At 70.3% G+C, this 20707-nt stretch carries 15 protein-coding genes and 3 pseudogenes; 11 read left to right on the plus strand and 7 right to left on the minus strand.

What is annotated here, in order from left to right:
• Positions 1-74 precede the first annotated feature (74 nt).
• The 3 genes and pseudogenes from O7620_RS32060 to O7620_RS12725 form a co-directional block, all read right to left on the minus strand.
• A complete protein-coding gene (locus O7620_RS32060) occupies positions 75-590 on the minus strand; it encodes an RICIN domain-containing protein (RefSeq protein ID WP_347403796.1) in 516 nt (171 codons plus the stop codon).
• Positions 588-2210, minus strand: a pseudogene (locus tag O7620_RS12720) (serine/threonine-protein kinase); the annotation flags it as partial. The pseudogene O7620_RS12720 and the gene O7620_RS32060, both read right to left, overlap by 3 nt.
• Positions 2211-2398: 188 nt before the next feature.
• Positions 2399-3787 carry a cation:dicarboxylase symporter family transporter gene (locus tag O7620_RS12725; RefSeq protein ID WP_278123179.1) on the minus strand — a complete coding sequence of 463 codons (1389 nt, stop codon included), beginning with the start codon at positions 3785-3787 and terminating at the stop codon, positions 2399-2401.
• Between the two features lie 76 nt (positions 3788-3863).
• Between O7620_RS12725 and O7620_RS12730 the strand changes: the two genes are divergently transcribed.
• The 3 genes from O7620_RS12730 (at position 3864) to abc-f (ending at position 8049) form a co-directional block, all read left to right on the plus strand.
• Positions 3864-5453, plus strand: coding sequence for a sensor histidine kinase (locus tag O7620_RS12730; RefSeq protein WP_278123181.1), 1590 nt, complete (start codon positions 3864-3866; stop codon positions 5451-5453).
• Positions 5450-6145: a response regulator gene (locus O7620_RS12735; RefSeq protein WP_278123182.1), complete on the plus strand. Its 696-nt coding sequence runs from the start codon at positions 5450-5452 to the stop codon at positions 6143-6145. The genes O7620_RS12730 and O7620_RS12735 overlap by 4 nt, the downstream gene beginning before the upstream one ends.
• A 266-nt stretch (positions 6146-6411) precedes the next feature.
• Positions 6412-8049: a ribosomal protection-like ABC-F family protein gene (abc-f, locus tag O7620_RS12740; protein ID WP_278123183.1), complete on the plus strand. Its 1638-nt coding sequence runs from the start codon at positions 6412-6414 to the stop codon at positions 8047-8049.
• Positions 8050-8098: 49 nt separating this feature from the next.
• Here abc-f and dnaE read toward each other — a convergent pair whose 3' ends face one another.
• Complete coding sequence (gene dnaE, locus O7620_RS12745; protein WP_278123184.1) at positions 8099-11629, minus strand: DNA polymerase III subunit alpha; 3531 nt, start codon at positions 11627-11629, stop codon at positions 8099-8101.
• A 144-nt stretch (positions 11630-11773) separates the two neighbouring features.
• On the opposite strand from dnaE, the gene O7620_RS12750 reads away from it, so the two are divergent.
• The 7 genes from O7620_RS12750 to O7620_RS12780 all read left to right on the plus strand — a co-directional run bounded on the left by O7620_RS12750 (position 11774) and on the right by O7620_RS12780 (position 17988).
• Positions 11774-12394, plus strand: a complete 621-nt coding sequence (locus O7620_RS12750; RefSeq protein WP_151488376.1) for an L-threonylcarbamoyladenylate synthase — start codon at positions 11774-11776, stop codon at positions 12392-12394.
• A 126-nt stretch (positions 12395-12520) separates the two neighbouring features.
• Complete coding sequence (locus O7620_RS12755; RefSeq protein ID WP_151488375.1) at positions 12521-12862, plus strand: PadR family transcriptional regulator; 342 nt, start codon at positions 12521-12523, stop codon at positions 12860-12862.
• Positions 12859-13806 (plus strand): permease prefix domain 1-containing protein, encoded by a 948-nt coding sequence (locus O7620_RS12760; protein WP_278123185.1) that lies wholly within the window; start codon positions 12859-12861, stop codon positions 13804-13806. Before O7620_RS12755 ends, O7620_RS12760 begins: the two co-directional genes overlap by 4 nt.
• A gap of 122 nt (positions 13807-13928) precedes the next feature.
• Positions 13929-15260 carry a sensor histidine kinase gene (locus O7620_RS12765; protein WP_278123186.1) on the plus strand — a complete coding sequence of 444 codons (1332 nt, stop codon included), beginning with the start codon at positions 13929-13931 and terminating at the stop codon, positions 15258-15260.
• The gene (locus O7620_RS12770; protein WP_278123187.1) at positions 15257-15955 is read left to right on the plus strand and encodes a response regulator transcription factor; all 699 of its coding nucleotides are present in this window, start codon (positions 15257-15259) and stop codon (positions 15953-15955) included. Before O7620_RS12765 ends, O7620_RS12770 begins: the two co-directional genes overlap by 4 nt.
• An 81-nt stretch (positions 15956-16036) precedes the next feature.
• Positions 16037-16930 (plus strand): ATP-binding cassette domain-containing protein, encoded by an 894-nt coding sequence (locus O7620_RS12775; protein WP_151488372.1) that lies wholly within the window; start codon positions 16037-16039, stop codon positions 16928-16930.
• Entirely contained in the window at positions 16927-17988 is a 1062-nt protein-coding gene (locus O7620_RS12780; protein WP_278123188.1) for an ABC transporter permease, read from the plus strand. Before O7620_RS12775 ends, O7620_RS12780 begins: the two co-directional genes overlap by 4 nt.
• Positions 17989-18107: 119 nt before the next feature.
• Here O7620_RS12780 and O7620_RS12785 read toward each other — a convergent pair whose 3' ends face one another.
• From O7620_RS12785 to O7620_RS12795, 3 genes and pseudogenes are all read right to left on the minus strand, one after another.
• Entirely contained in the window at positions 18108-18734 is a 627-nt protein-coding gene (locus tag O7620_RS12785) for a DUF402 domain-containing protein (RefSeq protein ID WP_278123189.1), read from the minus strand.
• 179 nt (positions 18735-18913) lie between these two features.
• Positions 18914-19105 (minus strand): DUF397 domain-containing protein, encoded by a 192-nt coding sequence (locus tag O7620_RS12790; protein WP_278123190.1) that lies wholly within the window; start codon positions 19103-19105, stop codon positions 18914-18916.
• Positions 19098-19963: pseudogene (locus O7620_RS12795) on the minus strand (helix-turn-helix transcriptional regulator). Before O7620_RS12795 ends, O7620_RS12790 begins: the two are co-directional and overlap by 8 nt.
• A 524-nt stretch (positions 19964-20487) precedes the next feature.
• On the opposite strand from O7620_RS12795, the pseudogene O7620_RS12800 reads away from it, so the two are divergent.
• Positions 20488-20694, plus strand: a pseudogene (locus O7620_RS12800) (hypothetical protein); the annotation flags it as partial.
• Positions 20695-20707 lie beyond the last annotated feature (13 nt).

Here is a 20707-nt window from a genome sequence, read left to right on the forward strand (position 1 = left end):
ACCCGATCCGCTGGGCAGCAGAAACCTCCGGCACCGCTAGCGGGGCAGACCCAATCCGTGACCGGCATGCGCGCTCAACTGGTCCGCCATTTCTGATTGGATTTGCCATTGCACTGCCAGATCTGCAGCCGGGCACCGTTGTCGGTGTTCGCGTCGAGCACGTCAACGCACTTGGTCGCCTGGATGTTGACCAGGTCGTGGGCCTTGTTCAGGTTGAACCTCTGCGAACTGGCGCCGGAGCAGTCGGCCAGTTGAACGGCAGCACCCTCCGCGGTGGAGTGACCGGCGACGTCCAGGCACTTGCCCATCGAGCGGACCGTACCGTCACCGGGGAAAGTCCACAGCTGCGTCGCCGTCCGACTACAGTCCCCGATCTGAAGTCGGACACCGGCCGTGGCGTTGCCGCCCGGAATCTCGATGCAACGATTGCTGGCGAACCCGATGATCTGCTTCCCGACGCCAGCGGCGCCCTGCAACGGGGCCGACGACTGCGGGGCCGTCGCGCCGAGGCTGCCGTTTTCCGGCGCGGATTTCGCGGGCGCCGGCGAGGATGGCTCCACGGCGGGTCCCGACCGGGGGCCGCCCACCACCGGCAAGCCTTGGAAGCCGTCCGTGATCAGCGCATAAACATCCGCGCTCGCCGACCATTCGGCGGCCGAGGTGGTCCAGCCGATCGTGTACCCGTGCCCGTTCTGCCCCACGAATGCCCGACTCACCGCCCGCATCGGCGTGCCGTCCTCGTCAGTGTACGTCCACTCCCACTCGGCGGCCCGCACCTGAAAACGCAGCGCAGCGAGCCGTACCTGCCGGTAGTCGGCGTACCGCTCGCGCTCGGACGCCTCCCGCGTCCGCAGGTCGGCAGGAAGGTCCGCGGGGATGGACCGGAGTTCGTCGACGACGAGCAGCCGCCTGCCGTCCGGTTCACGGAAATCGACCCGCCCACCGTCACGCCGCGGCTGCCAGCCGTCCGGCAACGGTACGAGAAAGCGGGGATCGTCGCGGTAGTAGTGCCAACCCGCAGACGGCAGCGCCCTGAGCTCCGACAAGCCGCTCGCCGACGGGTTCACGGTCGGTGCCGCAGCCGAGCTGTCGCTCACGCCGCCGCGCAGCCCACCGTTCAGCACCGTCGCGGTCACCAGCACCACCAGGAGGCCGGCGGCCAACGCGCCGATCAGCCAGGTCCGACGCGTGCGCCCCGCCGTTGATACGGGCACTTCGGTAGCGCCCCGCGGCGCGGGCAGACTGACCTCGGCGGTGACCAGATCGGACACGATCTCCGGCCGGAGCACCGTACGGATGTCGTCCGTCCCGGCGATCGAACCGTCGCCGGCGCCACCCCCCGCAGCGACCGGGCCGTCAACGTTGCTGCCCTCCGGAACGTCCGGCTCGCCCAGGCCAGCGACCTGGCGGAGCAGCCGCTCAGCCTCCTCGCCACTGATCCGCTGGTTCGGATCCCGCCGCAGCAGCCCTTCAAGCAGTGGGGTCAGCTGACCCGCCCGCTGGGCTGGCGGCGGCGGCTCGGTCGCGAGCGCCGCCAGTGTGGCGATCGACGACGATCGCTGGTAGGGGGTGCGGCCCTCGACCGCCGCGTAGAGGGTGGCACCGAGCGACCAGAGGTCCGCGGCTGGGCCCACCGTCCCGTCGGTGGCTCGCTCCGGGGGGAGGAACGCTGGCGAGCCGAGCACCATCCCGGTCTGGGTCATCCGCGGGTCGCCGGGGAGGGTTGCCAGACCGAAGTCGGTCAACACCACCCTGCCGTCGTGGGCGAGCAGCACATTGGCCGGCTTGACGTCCCGATGCAGAACGCCGGCCCGGTGCGCGGCCCGCAACGCGGCCAGCACGCCCAACCCGATCCTCGCGGCACGGGGCACCGGTATCGGCCCCTCGGCCTTGAGTACCTCCTGCAGGGACCGGGACGGGACCAGTTCCATGACGATCCACGGGTCCTCGCCCGCGTGCAGCACGTCGAAGACCCGTACCACGTTGACGTGGCCCAGCTGGGCGACCACCCGCGCCTCGCGCATGGACCGCTCCCGCATCACCCCCCGCTCGACGTCAGGCAGACCCGGCGACACCATCAACTCCTTGATGGCGACGTCCCGGTGGAGCATCTCGTCCCGAGCGAGCCACACGCGGCCCATTCCGCCCTGGCCGAGTGGACGGACCAGCCGGTAACGGTCGGCGATCAACTGTCGAGAGGCGTCAGGCACTCAGGCAAGATACTTGGGCGGTGTTTCCGCGCCCAATCCGTGCCGCAATCGAGAAGACAACAGTTGGGTACGTCACGATTGTCGCCGGCACGTAACCAACAGGCGGTGATCGGCACAAGGTCGGCGATGTGGGGGTGTCCGGTGGGCTGGATACCCCCACATCGTCGATCTGGAGTCGATCCTCCCTCTCAGGCCGGCGCCCCCGCGGGCACCGTCGCCGATTCCTCGTCGGGCCGCCGCGGCTCGGGCCCGTCGTCTTGGTCGTCAACCATGGTGGCCTCGTCGAACGGGTCGTCGCCGCGCAGGACCCCGGCCGCCCGGTCCCGGTCGAACTCGCCGGTCCAGGTTCCCACCAGCACCGTCGCCACCGCGTTGCCGGCGAAGTTGGTCAGCGCCCGCGCCTCCGACATGAACCGGTCGATGCCGACGATCAGACCGACCCCGTCGACCAGGTCCGGGCGGTGCGACTGGAGGCCACCGGCCAGCGTGGCCAGGCCGGCGCCGGTGACGCCGGCCGCCCCCTTGGACGCGATCACCATGAACAGCAGCAGCGAGATCTGCTCGCCGACGGCGAGCGGCTTGCCCAGCGCGTCGGCGATGAACAACGACGCCATGGTCAGGTAGATGGCCGTGCCGTCGAGGTTGAAGGAGTACCCGGTCGGCACGGTGATGCCGACGACCGACTTGCTGACGCCGAAGTGCTCCATCTTGGCGATCAGCCGGGGCAGCGCCGACTCCGACGACGACGTCGACAGGATCAGCAGGAACTCCCGGCCCAGGTAGCGCAGCAGCGAGAAGATCGAGATCCGGGCCACGAACCAGAGCAGCGCGCCCAGGACCACCAGCACGAAGATCAGGCAGGTGGCGTAGAAGCCGAGCATGATCTGGGCGAGGCTCTTGAGGGCGTCCACGCCGGTCGCGCCCACCACGGCGGCCATCGCGCCGAACGCGCCGACCGGCGCCAGCCACATGATCATGGCAAGGACCTTGAAGACGACCCGTTGGATGACGGCGATCGCGCCGAGAACCGGCTCACCCCGGCGGCCCAGCGCCTGCACGGCGAATCCGACGAGCAGCGCGACCAGCAGCGTCTGGAGCACCTCTCCCTCGGTGAGCGCGGAGAACAGGGTCGTCGGGATGATCCCGAGGAGGAATTCCGTCGTACCCCCGGCCTCGTCCCCGGCGGCGGCCTTGCCGGCGCCCGCGAGGTCCGTACCCAGATCCAGGCCGGAGCCGGGGTGGATGAGGTTGCCGACGACCAGGCCGATGGCGAGCGCGACGGTCGACATGGTCAGGAAGTAACCGAGAGCCAGACCGCCGACCTTGCCGACCTTCGCGGCCTGCCGGACGGAACCGACGCCGAGCACGATGGTGCAGAAGATGACCGGGCTGATCATCATCTTGATCAGGTTGACGAAGCCCGTGCCGATCGGCTTGAGTTCCTTGCCGAAATCGGGGGCGACCAGGCCGACCACGATGCCGGCGAGCACGGCCACGACGACGGCCAGGTACAGGTAACGGGTACGGTCCCGGCGGGCCGACGGTTCCGCCGTGGTGGTGGATGCGGTGGAGTCCATGCCGACAATGTGAAGCGCGTCTCACCCGTTGACAGCCTTGCGGTCATTATGTTCACGACGAAGAAGCGAGGAGACGATGGCGGTGACCCGACGGCAGTGGAGCATCGCGGGGCAACTCTTCGCCCTCCAGGCGGTGGTGGTGACGCTGCTCGTGCTGGCCGGCGCGGCGGGCGCCGTCTGGCTGGCCCGCGCCGACTCCCGCCAGGCCGCCCAGGAGGAGGTGCTCGCGGTGGCGCAGACCGTGGCCAACTCCCCCGATGTCCGCGCCGCCCTCACCACCGCCGATCCCGCCAGCATCCTGCAGCCGTACGCCGAGTCGACCCGGCACGCCACGGGCACCGACTTCGTGGTGGTGATGGCCCCCGACCGGACCCGCTTCTCCCACCCCACGCCGGAGCGGATCGGCGAGCCGTTCGTCGGCGAGATCGCGCCTGCTCTGGCCGGCCACCCGTTCACCACCACAAACGTCGGGACGCTCGGCGAGTCGGTGCGCGCGGTCGTCCCGGTGTACGACCAGCGGCGGCACATCGTCGGCCTGGTCTCGGTGGGCATCACCACCCGCGAGATCAACCGCAAGCTGCTGCGCCAACTCCCCGTGCTGCTCGGCGTCGCGGCGCCGGCGCTCGCACTCGCCGCGACCGGATCGTGGCTGCTCAGCCGCCGGCTGCGCCGCCAGACCCACGGCCTGGGCCCGGCGCAGATGACCCGGATGTACGAGTACTACGACGCGGTCCTGCACTCGGTGCGCGAGGGTCTCGTCGTGCTGACCACCGACCGGCGGGTGGCGCTGGTCAACGACGAGGGCCGGCGGCTGCTGGGGCTCGACGCCGACGAGCCGGTCACCGACCAACCGGTGACCGAGGTCGACCTGCCACCGGCGGTGGCCGAGCTGCTCGCGGCCGGCCGGGACGCCCTCGACGAGCCGCTGCTGGCCGGTGACCGGGTGCTGGTGGCCAACCAGCGGACCGCCCGCTTCGAGGGGGCGGCTCTCGGCACCGTGCTGACCCTGCGCGACCAGACCGAGCTACGCGCCCTGGCCAGCGAGCTGGACTCGGTACGCGCACTCACCCAGGCGTTGCAGGCGCAGACGCACGAGTCGGCCAACCGGCTGCACACCGTCCTGACCCTGGTGGAGCTGGGCCGGGCCGACGAGGCCGTCCGGCTCGGCACCCGGGACCTGGCCCTCGCCCAGCAGCTCACCGACCGGGTCGTCGACGCGGTCACCGAGCCGGCCCTGGCCGCCCTGCTGCTCGGCAAGTCCGCGCAGGCCGGCGAACGGGGCGTGGACCTGGTGATCGAGCCGGACTGCCACCTCGACGACAGCCCGCTGCCGACCAACGACCTGCTCACCGTCGTCGGCAACCTCGTCGACAACGCCCTGGAGGCGGTCGCCGGTACGCCCCCGCCGCGCACCGTACGGGTCTTCGTCGGCACCGTCGACGACGAGCTGGTGGTCCGGGTCGCCGACAGCGGACCCGGGTTGACGAAAGAGCGGGTGGCGGACGCCTTCCGGCGCGGCTGGTCGACCAAGAGCACCGGACGAGGGCTCGGGCTGGCGCTGATCGGGCAGGTGGTCCGCCGCCACGGCGGCAGCACCGAGGTGACCCGCTCGGACGCGGGCGGCAGCCTGTTCACCGTCCGCCTACCGGCCCGGGGCCCACGATGACCGACATCCGGGTGCTCGTGGTCGAGGACGAGCAGCTGCTCGCGGAGGCGCACGCCGCGTACACCGAGCGGGTGCCCGGTTTCACGGTGGTGGGAGTGGCGCACACCGCACGGGCGGCGATGGCCGCTCTGCGCGCCAACGACGGCGGCGACGTGGACCTCGTACTCCTTGATTTTCGGCTGCCCGACCTGCACGGCCTGGACGTCTGCCGGGCGCTGCGCGCGGCCGGCAGCAGCGTCGACGTGCTCGCCGTGACCTCCGCGCGGGACCTGGCGGTGGTGCGCACCGCGGTGTCCCTCGGGGTGACCCACTACCTGCTCAAGCCGTTCACGTTCGCAGCGTTCCGCGACAAGCTGGAACGCTACGCCGACTACCGCGCCCAGGCCCTCGCCGACGGTGAGGTGGCCGCCCAGCACGACGTGGACCGGATGTTCGCCACCCTGCGCGGCACCGCCGGGCACAGCCTGCCCAAGGGGCTCGACGCGCAGACCCTCAATCGGGTACGCGCGGCACTGGCCGACGGGACCGGCACGCAGGCCGGGCTGTCCGCGACCGAGGTGAGCGCGGCGACCGGCATCTCCCGGGTGACCGCGCGCCGCTACCTGGAATACCTGGTGACCATCGACCGTGCCGCGCGCAGCCCCCGCTACGGCACCCCCGGCCGCCCCGAGGTCGAGTACCGACCCCGGTAGGCCGACGACCTCCGTCGCGCCCCGCCGGCCGGGAACCCGGTGGCGGGGCGAAGATCCGTTGTTAGACTTGCCGGGTTGGGTCAGCGGTACGACCAGGGAGACCAGACATGGCGGGTGACGACGACATCTCCGGGTGAGACCGGACATGGTCGGCCATCGGCTCGGCGCGCCTCCGCGCAGCCGCCGTGGCCATCTCGTCGTTGCAGTGGTCCCCGTTGTCGTCGGGCGGCTCTGGCGCGCCCACCCCACCCTCTGAGGTCACCCGCATGTCTGATGCGTTCATCGTCTGCTCGAACCTGTCCTTCTCCTGGCCGGATGACACCCCGGTCTTCGCGGAGTTGTCCTTCACCGTCCCCGGCGGTCGCACCGGGTTGGTCGCGCCCAACGGCGCCGGCAAGAGCACCCTGCTGCGGCTGATCGCCGGGGAGCTGCGGCCCAGTGGCGGTAGCGTCACCGTCGACGGCCTGCTCGGCTACCTTCCCCAGTCGCTGCCGCTGGCCGGCGACCTGACCGTCGCGCAGGTGCTGGGCGTCGCGGAGCGAATCGCGGCGCTGCACGCCATCGAGGCTGGCGACGCCGGCGAGGAGCACTTCGCCACCATCGGCGACGACTGGGACATCGAGGAGCGCACCCGCGCCGAGCTGGACCGCCTCGGCCTGGGTGAGCTGTCCCTCGACCGACGGCTGCACACGCTCAGCGGCGGCCAGGTGGTCTCCCTCGGCCTCGCGGCGCAACTGCTCCGCCGCCCGGACGTGCTGCTGCTCGACGAGCCCACGAACAACCTGGATCTGGACGCCCGGCACAAGCTCTACGACGTGCTGACCGACTGGGCCGGCTGCCTGCTGCTGGTCAGCCACGACCGGGAGCTGCTGGACCGGATGGACCGCATCGCCGAGTTGGACCGTGGCGAGATCCGCTGGTACGGCGGCACCTTCACCGCGTACACCGAGGCGGTGCAGGCGGCCCGGGAGGTCGCCGAGAGCAACCTGCGCAACGCCGAACAGGAGGTCAAGCGGGAGAAGCGGGAGATGCAGCAGGCCCGCGAGCGCGCCGACCGGCGGGCCAGCAACGCCTCCAAGAATCTGAAGAACGCCGGTCTGGCGCGGATCGTGGCCGGTGGGCTCAAGCGCAGCGCGCAGGAGTCGGCCGGCAAGGCGCAGGGGACGCACTCGGCTCGGCTCGGCGAGGCAAAGGCCCGGCTCGACGAGGCCGGCCGGGCGGTACGCGACGAGGACAAGATCACCGTCGATCTGCCTGACACCACTGTCCCGAGCGGACGGACGCTCTTCTCCGGCCAGGGTCTGCGGGCCCGCTTCGACGACCGGGAGTTGTTCGGCGACGACGGCGCCGACCTGGTGATCCGGGGGCCGGAGCGGATCGCTGTCACCGGGGCGAACGGCGTCGGCAAGTCGACCCTGCTGCGCCTGATCCAGGGCGACCTGCCACCGTCCGGCGGGGAGGTCAAGCGGGGCGACGGGCGCATCGCGTACCTGTCGCAGCGGCTGGACCTGCTGGACCTCGACCGTACGGTGGCGGAGAACTTCGCCGCGTACGCGCCGAGCCTGCCGGACGCCAGGCGGATGAATCTGCTCGCCCGGTTCCTGTTCCGGGGCGCCCGGGTGAACCTGCCCGTCGGGGTGCTCTCCGGCGGGGAGCGGCTACGCGCCACCCTGGCGTGTGTGCTGTGCGCCGAACCGGCGCCGCAACTGCTGCTGCTCGACGAGCCGACCAACAACCTGGACCTGGTCAGCGTCGCACAACTGGAGAGCGCGTTGACCGCGTACCAGGGGGCGTTCGTCGTGGTCAGCCACGACGAACGATTCCTCGCCGAGATCGGCGTGCAGCGCTGGTTGCGGCTGGCCGACGGCCAGTTGCGGGAGATCGCGGCCCCCGACCGGGGCTGAGCCGACGTCGCGGCCCGGCCAGGCACACGCCGGCCCGGCCGCGGCCGGGTCAGCTCACGTTGGCCGGGCCGAGGACGCTCTTCAGGTCACCCATCAGCGCGGTCGTCGCCGCCACCCGGAACGGACCGAGCCGTAGGGTGGTGGTGCGCCCGCCGTTGAGCAGTTTGACGTGCACCTCGGTGTCGCCGGGGTGCAGCACCAGGGTCTCCTTCAGGCGTTCCACCAGCGGCGGCGTGCACCGGTGCACCGGGATGGTGAGGGTGACCGGTTTGTTGGTGGCGCTGGTGCTGACGTCCGGCATGGACATGTCCATCGCCATGATCCGTGGCGTGTCGTCGCGGCGGTCCACGCGGCCCTTGACCACCACGATGGCGTCCTCGGCGATGTACTGCCCGATCACCTCGTAGGTGTTGGGGAAGAACAGCGTCTCCACGCCGCCGGCCAGGTCCTCCAGGGTGGCCGAGGCCCAGGCCCGGCCCTGCTTGGTGACCCGCCGCTGGACGCCGGACAGGATGCCGGCGAGGGTGACGACCGCCCCGTCGGGCACCGCGCCGTCCTCGGCCAGGGAGGCGATGGTGGTGTCGGCCGCCGCGTTGAGGATGTGTTCCAGGCCGAAGAGCGGGTGGTCGGAGACGTACAGGCCGAGCATCTCCCGCTCGAAGGCCAGCTTGTCGCGTTTGTCCCACTCGCTGTCGCCGATGGTCGGCATCACCGTCGTGCTGCCGGTGTCGGCGTCGCCGAAGCCGGCGCCGAACAGGTCGTACTGGCCGACGGCCTCCTTGCGCTTGACGTCGGCGTACGCGTCGATCGCGTCCGCGTGGACCGCGAGCAGGCCCTTGCGCGGGTGGTCGAGGGAGTCGAAGGCGCCCGCCTTGATCAGCGATTCGATGGTCTTCTTGTTGCAGACCACCGCGTCCACCTTGGACAGGAAGTCGTAGAAGTCGGTGTACTCGCCCTTCTCGTCCCGGCACCGCATGATCGAGGCGACCACGTTCGCGCCGACATTGCGCACGGCCGCCAGACCGAAGCGGATGTCCTTGCCGACCGGGGTGAACGGTCCGGCCGAGGTGTTCACGTCCGGCGGCAGCACCTGGATGCGCATCCGGCGACACTCGGACAGGTAGAGCGCCATCTTGTCCTTGTCGTCGCCGACGGACGTGAGCAACCCCGCCATGTACTCGGCCGGGTAGTGCGCCTTCAGGTACGCCGTCCAGTAGGAGACCAGGCCGTACGCGGCGGAGTGCGCCTTGTTGAAGGCGTACCCGGCGAACGGCACCAGGACGTCCCACACCGCCTGGATGGCCTCATCGGAGTAGCCGCGCTCGCGGCAGCCGTCCCGGAACGGGATGAACTCCTTGTCGAGGATCTCCTTCTTCTTCTTACCCATCGCCCGGCGCAGCAGGTCCGCCTGGCCGAGGGTGTAGCCGGCGAGGATCTGCGCGGCGCGCTGCACCTGCTCCTGATAGACGATCAGGCCGTGGGTGGGCGCCAGGATCTCCCGCAGCGGCTCCTCCAGCTCCGGGTGGATCGGGGTGATCTCCTGGAGGCCGTTCTTGCGCAGCGCGTAGTTGGTGTGCGAGTCGACGCCCATCGGTCCGGGCCGGTACAGCGCCAGGACGGCGGAGATGTCCTCGAAGTTGTCCGGCTTCATCAACCGCAGCAGCGACCGCATCGGCCCGCCGTCGAGCTGGAACACGCCGAGGGTGTCACCACGGGCCAGCAGCTCGTAGGCGGCCGGGTCGTCCAACGGCAGGGCCAGCAGGTCGAGCTTCTTGCCGTGGTTCAGCTCGATGTTCTTGACCGCGTCGTCGATGATCGTCAGGTTGCGCAGGCCGAGGAAGTCCATCTTCAGCAGCCCGAGCGACTCGCAGGTCGGGTAGTCGAACTGCGTGATGATCGCCCCGTCGGCGTCGCGGCGCATCAACGGGATGTGCTCGATGATCGGCTCGGCGGACATGATGACGCCGGCGGCGTGCACACCGGTCTGCCGGATCAGCCCCTCGATGCCCTTCGCGGTGTCGATCACCTTGCGGACGTCCGGGTCGGACTCGTACAGGCCACGGATCTCGCCGGCCTCGGCGTAGCGGGGATGCTTCGAGTCGAAGATGCCGGTGAGCGGGATGTCCTTGCCCATCACGGCCGGCGGCATCGCCTTGGTGATCCGGTCACCGACCGCGTACGGGAACCCCAGCACCCGCGCCGAGTCCTTGATCGCGGCCTTCGCCTTGATCGTGCCGAAGGTGGCGATCTGGGCGACCTTGTCCTCGCCCCACTTGTCGGTGACGTACTTGATCACCTCGCCACGCCGACGCTCGTCGAAGTCGATGTCGACATCGGGCATCGAGACCCGCTCGGGGTTGAGGAACCGCTCGAAGATCAGGCCGTGCGGGATCGGGTCCAGGTCGGTGATGCCCAGCGCGTACGCCACGAGGGAGCCGGCGGCCGAGCCACGACCCGGACCCACCGCGATGCCCTGGTTCTTCGCCCACTGGATGAAGTCGGCGACCACGAGGAAGTACGACGGGAAGCCCATCTGGTTGATGACGCCCAGCTCGTACTCGGCCTGGACGACGTGCCCCTCGGGGATGCCGTTCGGGTAGCGGCGGGCCAGACCGGCGAAGGTCTCCTTGCGGAACCAGGACTCCTCGGTCTCCCCCTCCGGGACCGGGAAACGCGGCATCAGGTTGTGGAACTCGAACATGCCCTTCGGGTCGACCTTCTCGGCGACCAGCAGGGTGTTGCGGCAACCCTGCTGCCACAGCTCGGACGAGTCGACCGCGCGCATCTGGTCGGCGCTCTTGACGAAGTAGCCGCCACCCTCGAACCGGAACCGGTTGGGGTCGTCGATGTTGCTGCCGGTCTGCACGCAGAGCAGCACGTCGTGCGCGGTGGCCTGCGCCTCGTGGGTGTAGTGCGAGTCGTTGGTGACCACCGGCGGGATGTCGAGCTTGCGGGCGATCTCGGTGAGCCCGTCACGGACCCGGCGCTCGATGGAGAGCCCGTGATCCATGATCTCCAGGAAGTAGTTGTCCTTGCCGAAGATGTCCTGGTAGCTGGCCGCGACCTTGAGCGCCTCGTCGAACTGCCCCAGCCGCAGCCGGGTCTGCACCGCGCCGGACGGGCAGCCGGTGGTGGCCATGATCCCCTCGGCGTGCTCGGCGATCAGCTCCATGTCCATCCGGGGCCACTTGACGTAGTGCCCCTCCATGGACGCGCGCGAGTTGAGGGTGAACAGGTTCTTCAGGCCCTGCGCGTTCTTCGCCCACATGGTCTTGTGGGTGATCGCGCCGTTACCCGAGACGTCGTCGCTCTTCTGCTCCGGCCGGCCCCACTTGACCCGCGCCTTGTGATAGCGCGACTCCGGCGCCACGTACGCCTCGACGCCCAGGATCGGGGTGATCCCGGCGGCCATCGCCTGGTTGTAGAAGTCGTTCGCGCCGTGCATGTTGCCGTGGTCGGTGATCGCCACGGCCGGCATGCCGAGCCGGTTGGCCTCGGCGAACAGGTCCTTGAGTCGGGCCGCTCCGTCGAGCATCGAGTACTCCGTGTGCACGTGCAGATGCGCGAACGAATCGGCCATGCCTGGCGCCCCCCGGCGGTGTGGATCTAGGTGGTCGGAGCCGACCGGGACCTACCCTACCGAGGTGATCTCGGCGGCTCCACCGTCCGCGCCGAGGGTGTCCCTCGTCTCCTGATCGCACCCGATGGGCCTAGGCTCTTCAGGATGGCGAGGTACTACGACGTACACCCGGAGAACCCGCAACCCCGGGTCATCGGCCAGGTCGCCGACCTGATCCGTGGCGGTGGGCTGGTCGCCTACCCGACGGACTCCTGCTACGCGCTCGGCATCCAGCTGGGCAACCGGGACGGGCTGGACCGGATCCGCGAGATCCGCCACCTCGACGACCGGCACCACTTCACCCTGGTCTGCCGGGACTTCGCGCAGCTCGGCCAGTTCGTCCAGATCAACAACGCGGTGTTCCGCCTGGTGAAGGCGACCACCCCGGGCAGCTACACGTTCATCCTGCCGGCCACCAAGGAGGTGCCGCGCCGCATGCTGCACCCGAAGAAGCGCACCGTCGGCGTCCGCGTACCCCGGCACACCGTGACCCAGGCGCTGCTCGCCGAGCTGGGCGAGCCGCTGGTGTCGAGCACCCTGGTCCTGCCCGGCGACGACGAGCCGATGACCCAGGGGTGGGAGATCAAGGAACGGCTCGACCACCAGCTCGACGCGGTGCTCGACGCCGGCGACTGCGGCAGGGAACCGACGACGGTGATCGACCTGTCCGGACCCGAACCGGAGATCCTGCGCCGAGGCGCGGGAGACGTGTCCCGCTTCGAATAACGCCAGTTCCGGTTTGCCAGCAGGGCCCGCACCATCAGGCGCGGGCCCTGCTTCGTGGTGCCCCCCCCTTCGACACAACGTTGTCTCTCTAGACAACAGTGTGTGCCACACAGTATGGTGTGACGCATGGTTAGCGAGGACGTTCTACGGACGCACCTGCAGGAGCTGCGTCGAGGCACGGTCGTGGTGGCCAGCCTGGTCGCGCTCCGGCACCCGGACTACGGCTACGCCCTGCTGCAACGGCTCACCGACCACGGCTTCCCGGTGGACGCCAACACGCTCTACCCGCTGCTGCGCCGCCTGGAGGACCAGGGGCTGCTGACCAGCGAGTGGAACACCGAGGAGAGCCGACCGCGCAAGTTCTACCGGACCAGCGACGAGGGCGAGTCGATGCTGAACCGGCTCCTCGATGATCTCGCCGCCGTGCAGACCTCCATCACCGGGCTCATCCAAGGAGTGGACCGATGAACACCCTGACCGACCGCTACCTCGCCGCCACCCTGCGCTCGGTGCCCGCGCCGCGCCGCAACGAGATCGCCAGCGAGCTGCGCGCCTCCATCGACGACATGATCGAGGGTCGGACCGACAGCGGTCAGGACGCCGCCGCGGCAGAGCGCGAGGTGCTGACCGAGCTGGGCAACCCGGACGTGCTGGCCGCCCGGTACGCCGACCGTCGGCTGCAACTCATCGGCCCGACCTACTACCTGATCTGGCTGCGACTGCTGAAGCTCCTGCTCAGCTTCATTCCGGCGCTCGTCGGCACGGTCGTCACAGTGGTCGAGGTGGCGGAGGGAAAGGGCTTCGGCGCCATCGGGCCCGGCGTCGCCGTGGCCATGCAGGTGGCCGTGCAGATCACCTTCTGGCTCACCCTGACCTTCGCCATCATCGAGCGCACTCAGACTGCCGTGGACCTGCCAGAGTGGACCGTCGACCAGCTGCCCGTCACTCCGGTGCGACGAGGCATCCCCCTCGCCGACACCATCGCCGCAGTGGTCATGCTGGTGGTGACCATCGGGTACCTGACGTTGCAGCAGTTCCAGTCCTGGGTACGCGACACCGACGGCGAGAACATTCCGATCCTCGACCCGGCACTGTGGTCGTTCTGGCTGCCGGCGCTGATCGTCGTGCTCGTCGCCAGCGCGATCTTCGAGGTCGTCAAGTACCGGGTCGGACGCTGGACCTGGACGCTGTTCGGCGTCAAGGCGCTGCTCAACCTGGCGTTCTCGGTGCCGGTGATCTGGCTGGCGCTCTCCGACCGGCTGCTCAACCCGGCCCTGGCCGAGCGCTTCAGCTGGCTGGCGGACGCGGACAACCGCAACGTCCTCGCAGCGATCATCGTGGTGAGCACGGCCGTGATCATGATCTGGGACCTGGTCGACACCGCGATCAAGACCCGCCGCCAGACGGCATGAACGACACCCCACCCGGCGGCCCGGCGCGTACCCCGCGCCGGGCCGCCGCCCGTGCAGGTGGCCGGAGCCGCACCGCCCTGCCCGGTCTGCGGGTGGGGCGGCTGACGTGGCATCGTTCCCGGATGGCTGTCGTCGTACCGCGAGAGGAATGGCGCCGTCCCGGGCCGACGCCGCAGCAGCGCCGCAACGACGTGTGGCTCGGGCTGGCGGTGACCGGGCTGGCGCTGGCCAGCCTCACCCTGGCCCGCAGCACCGGGGCGTTCCTGCTGGGGCCACCGCCGTCCGGGCCGGAGCAGCTGCTCTGGACCGTCGCGGTGACCCTGCCGCTGATCTGGCGCCGCCGCTGGCCGGCCGCGACCCTGCTGGCCGTCTCGGCGGCGTTCATCGCCGCGCAGGCACGATCGGCCCCGGAGACCCAGTTCTCCTCGTGGGCGCTGTTCTGTGCCCTCTACACCCTGGGCGCGTGGGGGCCCGATCACCGGTTGGCCCGCCGGCTGCGGATCGGCGTGACCGCCACGATGTTCGCCTGGCTGGGTGTGTACTACGCGGTGACGATCGACCACATCCCGCCCGACGCGTTCGCCGACGCGGTCGGGCCGGTGCCGCCGGTGCTCGCCGCGATGGTCACCGGCGTCCTGGTCAACGTGCTCGTCTTCGGGTTCGCGTACTTCTTCGGCGAGACCGCGTGGGTGGCCGCGCGGCGCGAGCACGAGCTGTGCGAACAGGCCGAGGACCTGCGCCGCTCCCAGGCCGAGGCCCGGGAACGGGCGGTGCTCGGTGAACGGGTCCGGATCGCCCGGGAGCTGCACGACGTGGTAGCCCACCACGTGTCGGTGATGGGCGTGCAGGCGTCCGCCTGCCGGCGGGTGTTCGACCGCGACCCGGGCAAGGCCCGCACCGCGCTCACCGCCATCGAGCAGAGCGCCCGCACGGCCGTCGACGAGCTGCGCCGGATGCTCGGCGTGCTGCGCGCCTCCGGCGACGCCGACGTCGAGCAGCCCACGGCCGGCGACGTCGAGCGGATCGCCGAGCTGGTCGAGCGGGCGCGGGCCGCGGGCCTGACGGCAACCCTCGGGGTGTACGGCGACCCGGTCGCGCTGCCCGAGTCGGTGTCGCAGGCGGCCTACCGGGTGACGCAGGAGGCGGTCACCAACACGCTGAAGCACGCCGGGGCGAGCCTGCTGGACGTGCGGGTCCGCTACCTGGCCCGGGAGGTGGAGGTCGACGTGACCGACGACGGGCGACCCGGTCGACCCGACGCCGCCGGGCTCGGCCTGATCGGCATGCGCGAGCGGGTCACCGCCCACGACGGCGAGTTGGAGGCCGGCCCCCGCGCCGGCGGCGGTTGGCGGGTACGCGCCCGCTTCCCGCTCGCGGACCAGCCGGCCGGCGGCCCCCGAAAGAGCACCGACGAGCGGTCGTCCGTCACCTCCGGCGCGGAGCGGTCGGCGTGAACGGCGCACCGGGTGCCCCGATCCGGGTGCTGCTCGCCGACGACCAGCACCTCGTCCGCACCGGATTCCGGATCATCCTCGAGGTGGAGGACGACATCGAGGTGGTCGGCGAGGCCGCCGACGGCGAGCGTGCCGTCACCGTGGCCCGCGCCACCCGACCCGACGTGGTGCTGATGGACGTCGAGATGCCCGGGATGGACGGGCTGGAGGCCACCCGGCGGATCACCGGCGACGGGGCCGGCGCCCCGGCGGTGCTGATCCTCACCACCTTCGACCGCGACGACTACCTGTTCGCCGCCCTGCGCGCCGGGGCCAGCGGCTTCCTGCTCAAGAACGGCACACCGGAGGAACTCATCGAGGCGATCCAGGTGCTCGCCCGGGGCGACGGCCTGCTCGCCCCGGAGATCACCCGCCGGGTCATCTCCACGTTCGCCCGCCCCGGCGACCCGGCCGGCACCGCCCACCGGGGGCCGGACGCCGACGCCGCACTGCGCGAGCTGACCCCGCGTGAGTCCGAGGTGCTGGTGCTGCTCGCCGCCGGGGCGAGCAACGCCGAGATCGCCGTCACGATGCACCTGGGCGAGGCGACGGTGAAGACCCACGTGAGCCGGGTACTGGCCAAACTCGGCCTGCGCGACCGGGTCCAGGCGGTGGTCTTCGCGTACGAGAACGGGGTGGTACGCCCCGGCAGGTGACCGGTATCCGTCGCGGGACGGACCCCGCACCTCAACCCTCGGGCGGACGGCACGCGGACGTACCCGATCTAGCGTGGGCGCGTGACCAGCACGCTGCGCCTGGACGGCGTCGACCGCAGCTTCGGCGACCGGCAGGTACTCAGGAACGTCTCCTTCGAGGTGGCCGCCGGCCGGATGACCGGCTTCGTGGGCGCCAACGGCGCCGGCAAGACCACCTCCATGCGCATCATTCTCGGCGTGCTCGCCCCGGACGCGGGCGAGGTGACCTGGGGCGGTGCGAAGTTGACCCGGCAGGACCGGCGGCGCTTCGGCTACATGCCGGAGGAGCGGGGTCTCTACCCCAAGATGACCACGCGGGAGCAGGTGACCTACCTGGGCCGGTTGCACGGCCTGGACGCCCCTGCCGCCCGGCGCGCCACCGACGCCCTGCTGGAACGGGTCGGTCTCGCCGAGCGGGGTGACGACCTGCTGGAGACGCTGTCGCTGGGCAACCAGCAGCGCGCCCAGATCGCCGCCGCCCTGGTGCACGATCCGGAGGTGCTGGTGCTCGACGAGCCGTTCTCCGGGCTGGACCCGCTGGCCGTCGACACGGTCGTCGCGGTGCTGCGGGAACGGGCCGCCGCCGGTGCGCCGGTGCTCTTCTCCAGCCACCAACTCGACGTGGTCGAGCGGCTCTGCGATGACCTGGTGATCATCGCGGACGGGGGTATCCGGGCGGCCGGCAGCCGCCGGCAGCTGCGCGACACGTACACCGTGCCCCGCTACGAACTCATCGTGGCGACCGACGCCGGGTGGGTACGCGACGAGCCCGGGGTGACCCTGGTCGAGTTGGACGGCGCGCGGGCGGTGTTCGACCTGCCGGCCGGCGCCGACGAACAGCCCGTGCTGCACGCCGCCCTGGCCCGGGGCCCGGTCCGTGCCTTCCGCCCGGTCAGCCCCTCGCTCACCGAGATCTTCCGAGAGGTCACCCAGTGAACGTCACCCAGGCCACCCGGCTGGTCGCCGAACGCGAGATCCGGGTCAAGCTGCGCGACCGTACCTTCCTGTTCGGCACGCTCTTCTTCCTGCTGATCGCCGCGGCGGGCACCATCCTGCCGCCGCTGCTCTCCGGCGGGCCGGACAGCGTCGCGGTGACCGAGAGCGCGGCCGGTCCGCTGCGCGCCGCCGGTCTCGACGTCCGTGTCGTGCCCGACGACCGGGCGGCCGAGCGGGCCGTCCGCGACGGGGACACCGACGCCGCGGTGGTCGCCGGGCCGACGGTGCTCGCCATGGACGAACCCCCCGAGGACGTCGTCCGCGCGCTGAGCAGCGCACCGCCGGTACGGTTGCTCGACCCGGACGCGGTCGACCCGGTGGTGGCGTTCCTGGTGCCGTTCGTCTTCGCGTTCGTCTTCTTCATCACCTCGCAGACCTTCGGCGTGCAGATCGCGCAGAGCGTCATCGAGGAGAAGCAGACCCGGATCGTGGAGATCCTGGTCGCCGCCGTACCGGTCCGGGCGCTGCTGGCCGGCAAGGTCGTGGCGGGGGCGCTGCTGGCGCTGGGTCAGATCGCGCTCATCGCGGTGGTGGCGGTACTCGGACTACAGCTCGGCGACAGCGGGGGCCTGCTCACCCTGCTCGCACCGGCGATCGGCTGGTTCGTGCCGTTCTTCCTGCTCGGATTCGTGCTGCTCGCCGCGATGTGGGCGGCGGCCGGCGCCCTGGCGAACCGGCAGGAGGACATCGCCGCCGTGTCGACGCCGGTGCAGTTCGCCGTCATGCTGCCGTTCTTCGCGGTGATCTTCCTGAACGACAACGACACCGCGATGCGGGTGCTGTCCTACCTGCCGTTCTCCTCGCCGACGGCCATGCCGCTGCGCCTGTTCACCGGGGACGCGGCCACGTGGGAGCCGATCGTCTCGCTGGCCGTCCTGCTGCTCGCCGCCGGTGCGTTCCTGGTCGCCGGCGCCCGGGTGTACGAGGGGTCGCTGCTGCGGACCAACGGCCGGACGTCGCTGCGCACCGCGTGGCGGGAGCGGGAGACGATCGGCTGAGCCGACGCCGTGCCTCCGCGGGCGCCGACGGCCGAAGCGCTGGTCGAAACCTGCACCGGCGGCGCGGACCAGGTGTTCCTGGTCGACGCCCTCCCGGAACGCTGACCGCCCCCACCGGGTCAGCGGGCCGGGGGCACCCGGTCCCAGCCGGCGGGCAACGGAGACGCCGACCAGGCGGGGTCGGGCTCCCACTGCGCCCAGCCCTCATCCCACCAGAGCTGCCCCGCGTCGAGCAGCGCCGCGATCCGGTCACCCTCGGCCCGGATGGCGTCCGCCATGCCCGGGTAGCGCCCCTCGACGAGGCGCTGGGCGAACATGTCCACGTCCTTCCAGACGTACCGGTCGGCGTCCGCCGCCCACCACAGGTCCAGCTCGTGGTCGAGGGTGTCCACCCCGATCGGCGTACGCCGCACCGGGTCCTGGAGGTTGAAGTACCAGCCGGCGAAGTCGCGCCCCGGGCCCGTCCAGAACACGTCGACCGAGTGCGCCTCGCCGGGGCGTTGCAGCATCACCTTGCCGTGCCCCGACCAGGCGCGGTGCCCGGCGGTTTCCCACGGATGCCGCCCACAGGGGAACCTACCCGTCTGCGGGAAGCCGAACTCGGCACCCGGCGGGAGGTAGAGGGCGAGCAGGTCGGGCGAATCCTCGACACAGATCGTCGGGCAGCCGAACCAGACCTCGCCCCGAAGGACCTCGCGCCGGACGACCACATCGCCCGGCGCGTACCGGCGCACCGTCGTTTCCATGACCCCGACCTCTCCCCGCTCCAGCCAACAACCCCAGGAGCGTACGGACCTGCGGGACGCCGTGCGCCGTCGACGCTGCTCAACGCCGCAGCAGCGAAGCGGCGAAGCGTTCAGGCTTCCGCGTACATCTCGACCTCTCGGCGACCCGATCCCTCGTTGCCGCGAAGTCGCGCGGCAGGCTATTCGGCTGCTTTGGCGAGCGTCACGAACGCGGACCACGCTGCCGGGGTGAAGGTGAGCGCCGGCCCCTGGGCGTCCTTACTGTCCCGTACGGCCACCACACCGCGGAGGTTGTCGGCCACCTCGACGCAGTTGCCCTGCGCTCCGCTCCGGGTGCTCTTGCGCCAGGCAGCGCCGGTCAGATCAATCATGGTGCCTCTCCTTGATTCCCTGCATCAGCTTCCGGGATTCCGCAACGCTCAACGCCTGAGCGGTGAGGGCCTTCCAAACTTCCGCGTACGTCTTGACCTCTTCGAGCCGATCAAGGTAGAGCGCGCCGGCAAGACCTTCGTTGTAGACCGTTGTGGGTTCGGCAGACCTCGCACCGTTCGTTGGGAAGTCGAGGATCACGAAGCCACCTGACACCACCACCTGAGTGATGGTGCCATTGAGCGGGATCACCCTGACGGACACGTTGGGTGCGTCGCTGGCCTTCACCAACTTGTCAATCTGCCCTGGCATGCCGGCCACGTTCTTATGCAACAGGGCTTCCTCGATGATCACGTCCAGCATAGGAGCGGCTGCCGCCTCCGGGTGAGCAAACGCTGACGCTCTATCCGTAGCTCTACGTGCTTGGCAGCTTCTTCGTCAGACACGTTCGGGCGCGTACGCACCACCTGCGCGGCGTACTCCGGCGTTTGTAGAAGCCCTGGTGCTACCGCGTGTTCGTAGCTTCGGATTCGACTCGCAGCCGACTCAAGGCCCACGTACAGCTCAAACCAGCGGGGAATTACTTCCCCGTAGGCGTGATACCACCCCTTGCTCTTGGATTCCTTGCCGAGGCTGACGAGGACCTCTGTCATGTCAGCAGGGGCACCGTAGAGTCGGCACATCTGGTCCACGTCCAGCGCCCGAATGGGAGTCTGTCCGGACTCGATGCGGTACATCTTCGCGCGTGACCACTCAAGGTCGGATGCTGCGGCTTCCAGCCCGATCCCGGCCTGCTCGCGGGTCTGCCGCAGCAACCGACCAAGCTCGCGTCTCGGCACCGTCGATCCCACCTCAGTCATCGGCACCATCCTCCCTGTCTCATCCTGAGCCGTCATCCGACGTGCCGTGAGACGGCTCTTGCATCATCAACCCTTAGGGACTTCTCTGCGTGAATGTCTCGCGTGGAATGTTGCACGTCGCATCGACCCTCCCGGATCGTAGCTGCTGAAGAGGCTGATCGATGATCACGGGAGGTTGGGCGTGGCCCGGTGGAAGTGGTTTCAGCGCAAGAGTGAGCCGGTCGACGTGGTGCAGCGACCCGGCGAACCGCACCCCGACAGTGCGCCAGGCTGGAACGTCCCCACCGCCCCGAATCTCTGGGATTCGATGCTTGCGCGGGCCCACCAGGCGGCAGCCAATGAGCGGGGCAAGTCGTGATGGCGGAAGAGCGGCGACCCGAACCGCCGTTCTTCGTGATCGCCGCCGGCTACGTCGTTGACTTTCACCACCGGAACACCTGCCCCAGGTGTGCGCTGGACGGGAGTTGCCCTCGGCTTGAAAGGGCCGGGAAGACCCTGCGGGCATGGCGAGAGAGGAGAGACCGATGAATCCCCGGTCCGGTGACCTGCTCCACATCACCTCCGCCGCATCCGTTCAGTTCTCCCGACCGATCGTCTTTCGGGTCATCCGGGTTCTCGACTGGATCAGCTATGACCGGTGGATCTGGCTTGAGGGATACGAACTGAACGCCAAGGGTGAGGCCGTAGCCCGGCGCTCCATCTTCGTTCAGGCGCAGGGACTGCGGCGACTCACGTCCTCGGGGG

Source organism: Micromonospora sp. WMMD710, assembly GCF_029626045.1.
Classification (GTDB): domain Bacteria; phylum Actinomycetota; class Actinomycetes; order Mycobacteriales; family Micromonosporaceae; genus Micromonospora.

What these genes read in the sequence shown, in the direction of transcription:
- O7620_RS12725 (WP_278123179.1), bottom strand. Translation starts at nt 3,787, where the DNA reads ATGGACTCCACCGCATCCACCACCACGGCGGAACCGTCGGCCCGCCGG.
- O7620_RS12730 (WP_278123181.1), top strand. Translation starts at nt 3,864, where the DNA reads ATGGCGGTGACCCGACGGCAGTGGAGCATCGCGGGGCAACTCTTCGCC.
- O7620_RS12735 (WP_278123182.1), top strand. Translation starts at nt 5,450, where the DNA reads ATGACCGACATCCGGGTGCTCGTGGTCGAGGACGAGCAGCTGCTCGCG.
- abc-f (WP_278123183.1), top strand. Translation starts at nt 6,412, where the DNA reads ATGTCTGATGCGTTCATCGTCTGCTCGAACCTGTCCTTCTCCTGGCCG.
- dnaE (WP_278123184.1), bottom strand. Translation starts at nt 11,629, where the DNA reads ATGGCCGATTCGTTCGCGCATCTGCACGTGCACACGGAGTACTCGATG.
- O7620_RS12750 (WP_151488376.1), top strand. Translation starts at nt 11,774, where the DNA reads ATGGCGAGGTACTACGACGTACACCCGGAGAACCCGCAACCCCGGGTC.
- O7620_RS12755 (WP_151488375.1), top strand. Translation starts at nt 12,521, where the DNA reads ATGGTTAGCGAGGACGTTCTACGGACGCACCTGCAGGAGCTGCGTCGA.
- O7620_RS12760 (WP_278123185.1), top strand. Translation starts at nt 12,859, where the DNA reads ATGAACACCCTGACCGACCGCTACCTCGCCGCCACCCTGCGCTCGGTG.
- O7620_RS12765 (WP_278123186.1), top strand. Translation starts at nt 13,929, where the DNA reads ATGGCTGTCGTCGTACCGCGAGAGGAATGGCGCCGTCCCGGGCCGACG.
- O7620_RS12785 (WP_278123189.1), bottom strand. Translation starts at nt 18,734, where the DNA reads ATGGAAACGACGGTGCGCCGGTACGCGCCGGGCGATGTGGTCGTCCGG.
- O7620_RS12790 (WP_278123190.1), bottom strand. Translation starts at nt 19,105, where the DNA reads ATGATTGATCTGACCGGCGCTGCCTGGCGCAAGAGCACCCGGAGCGGA.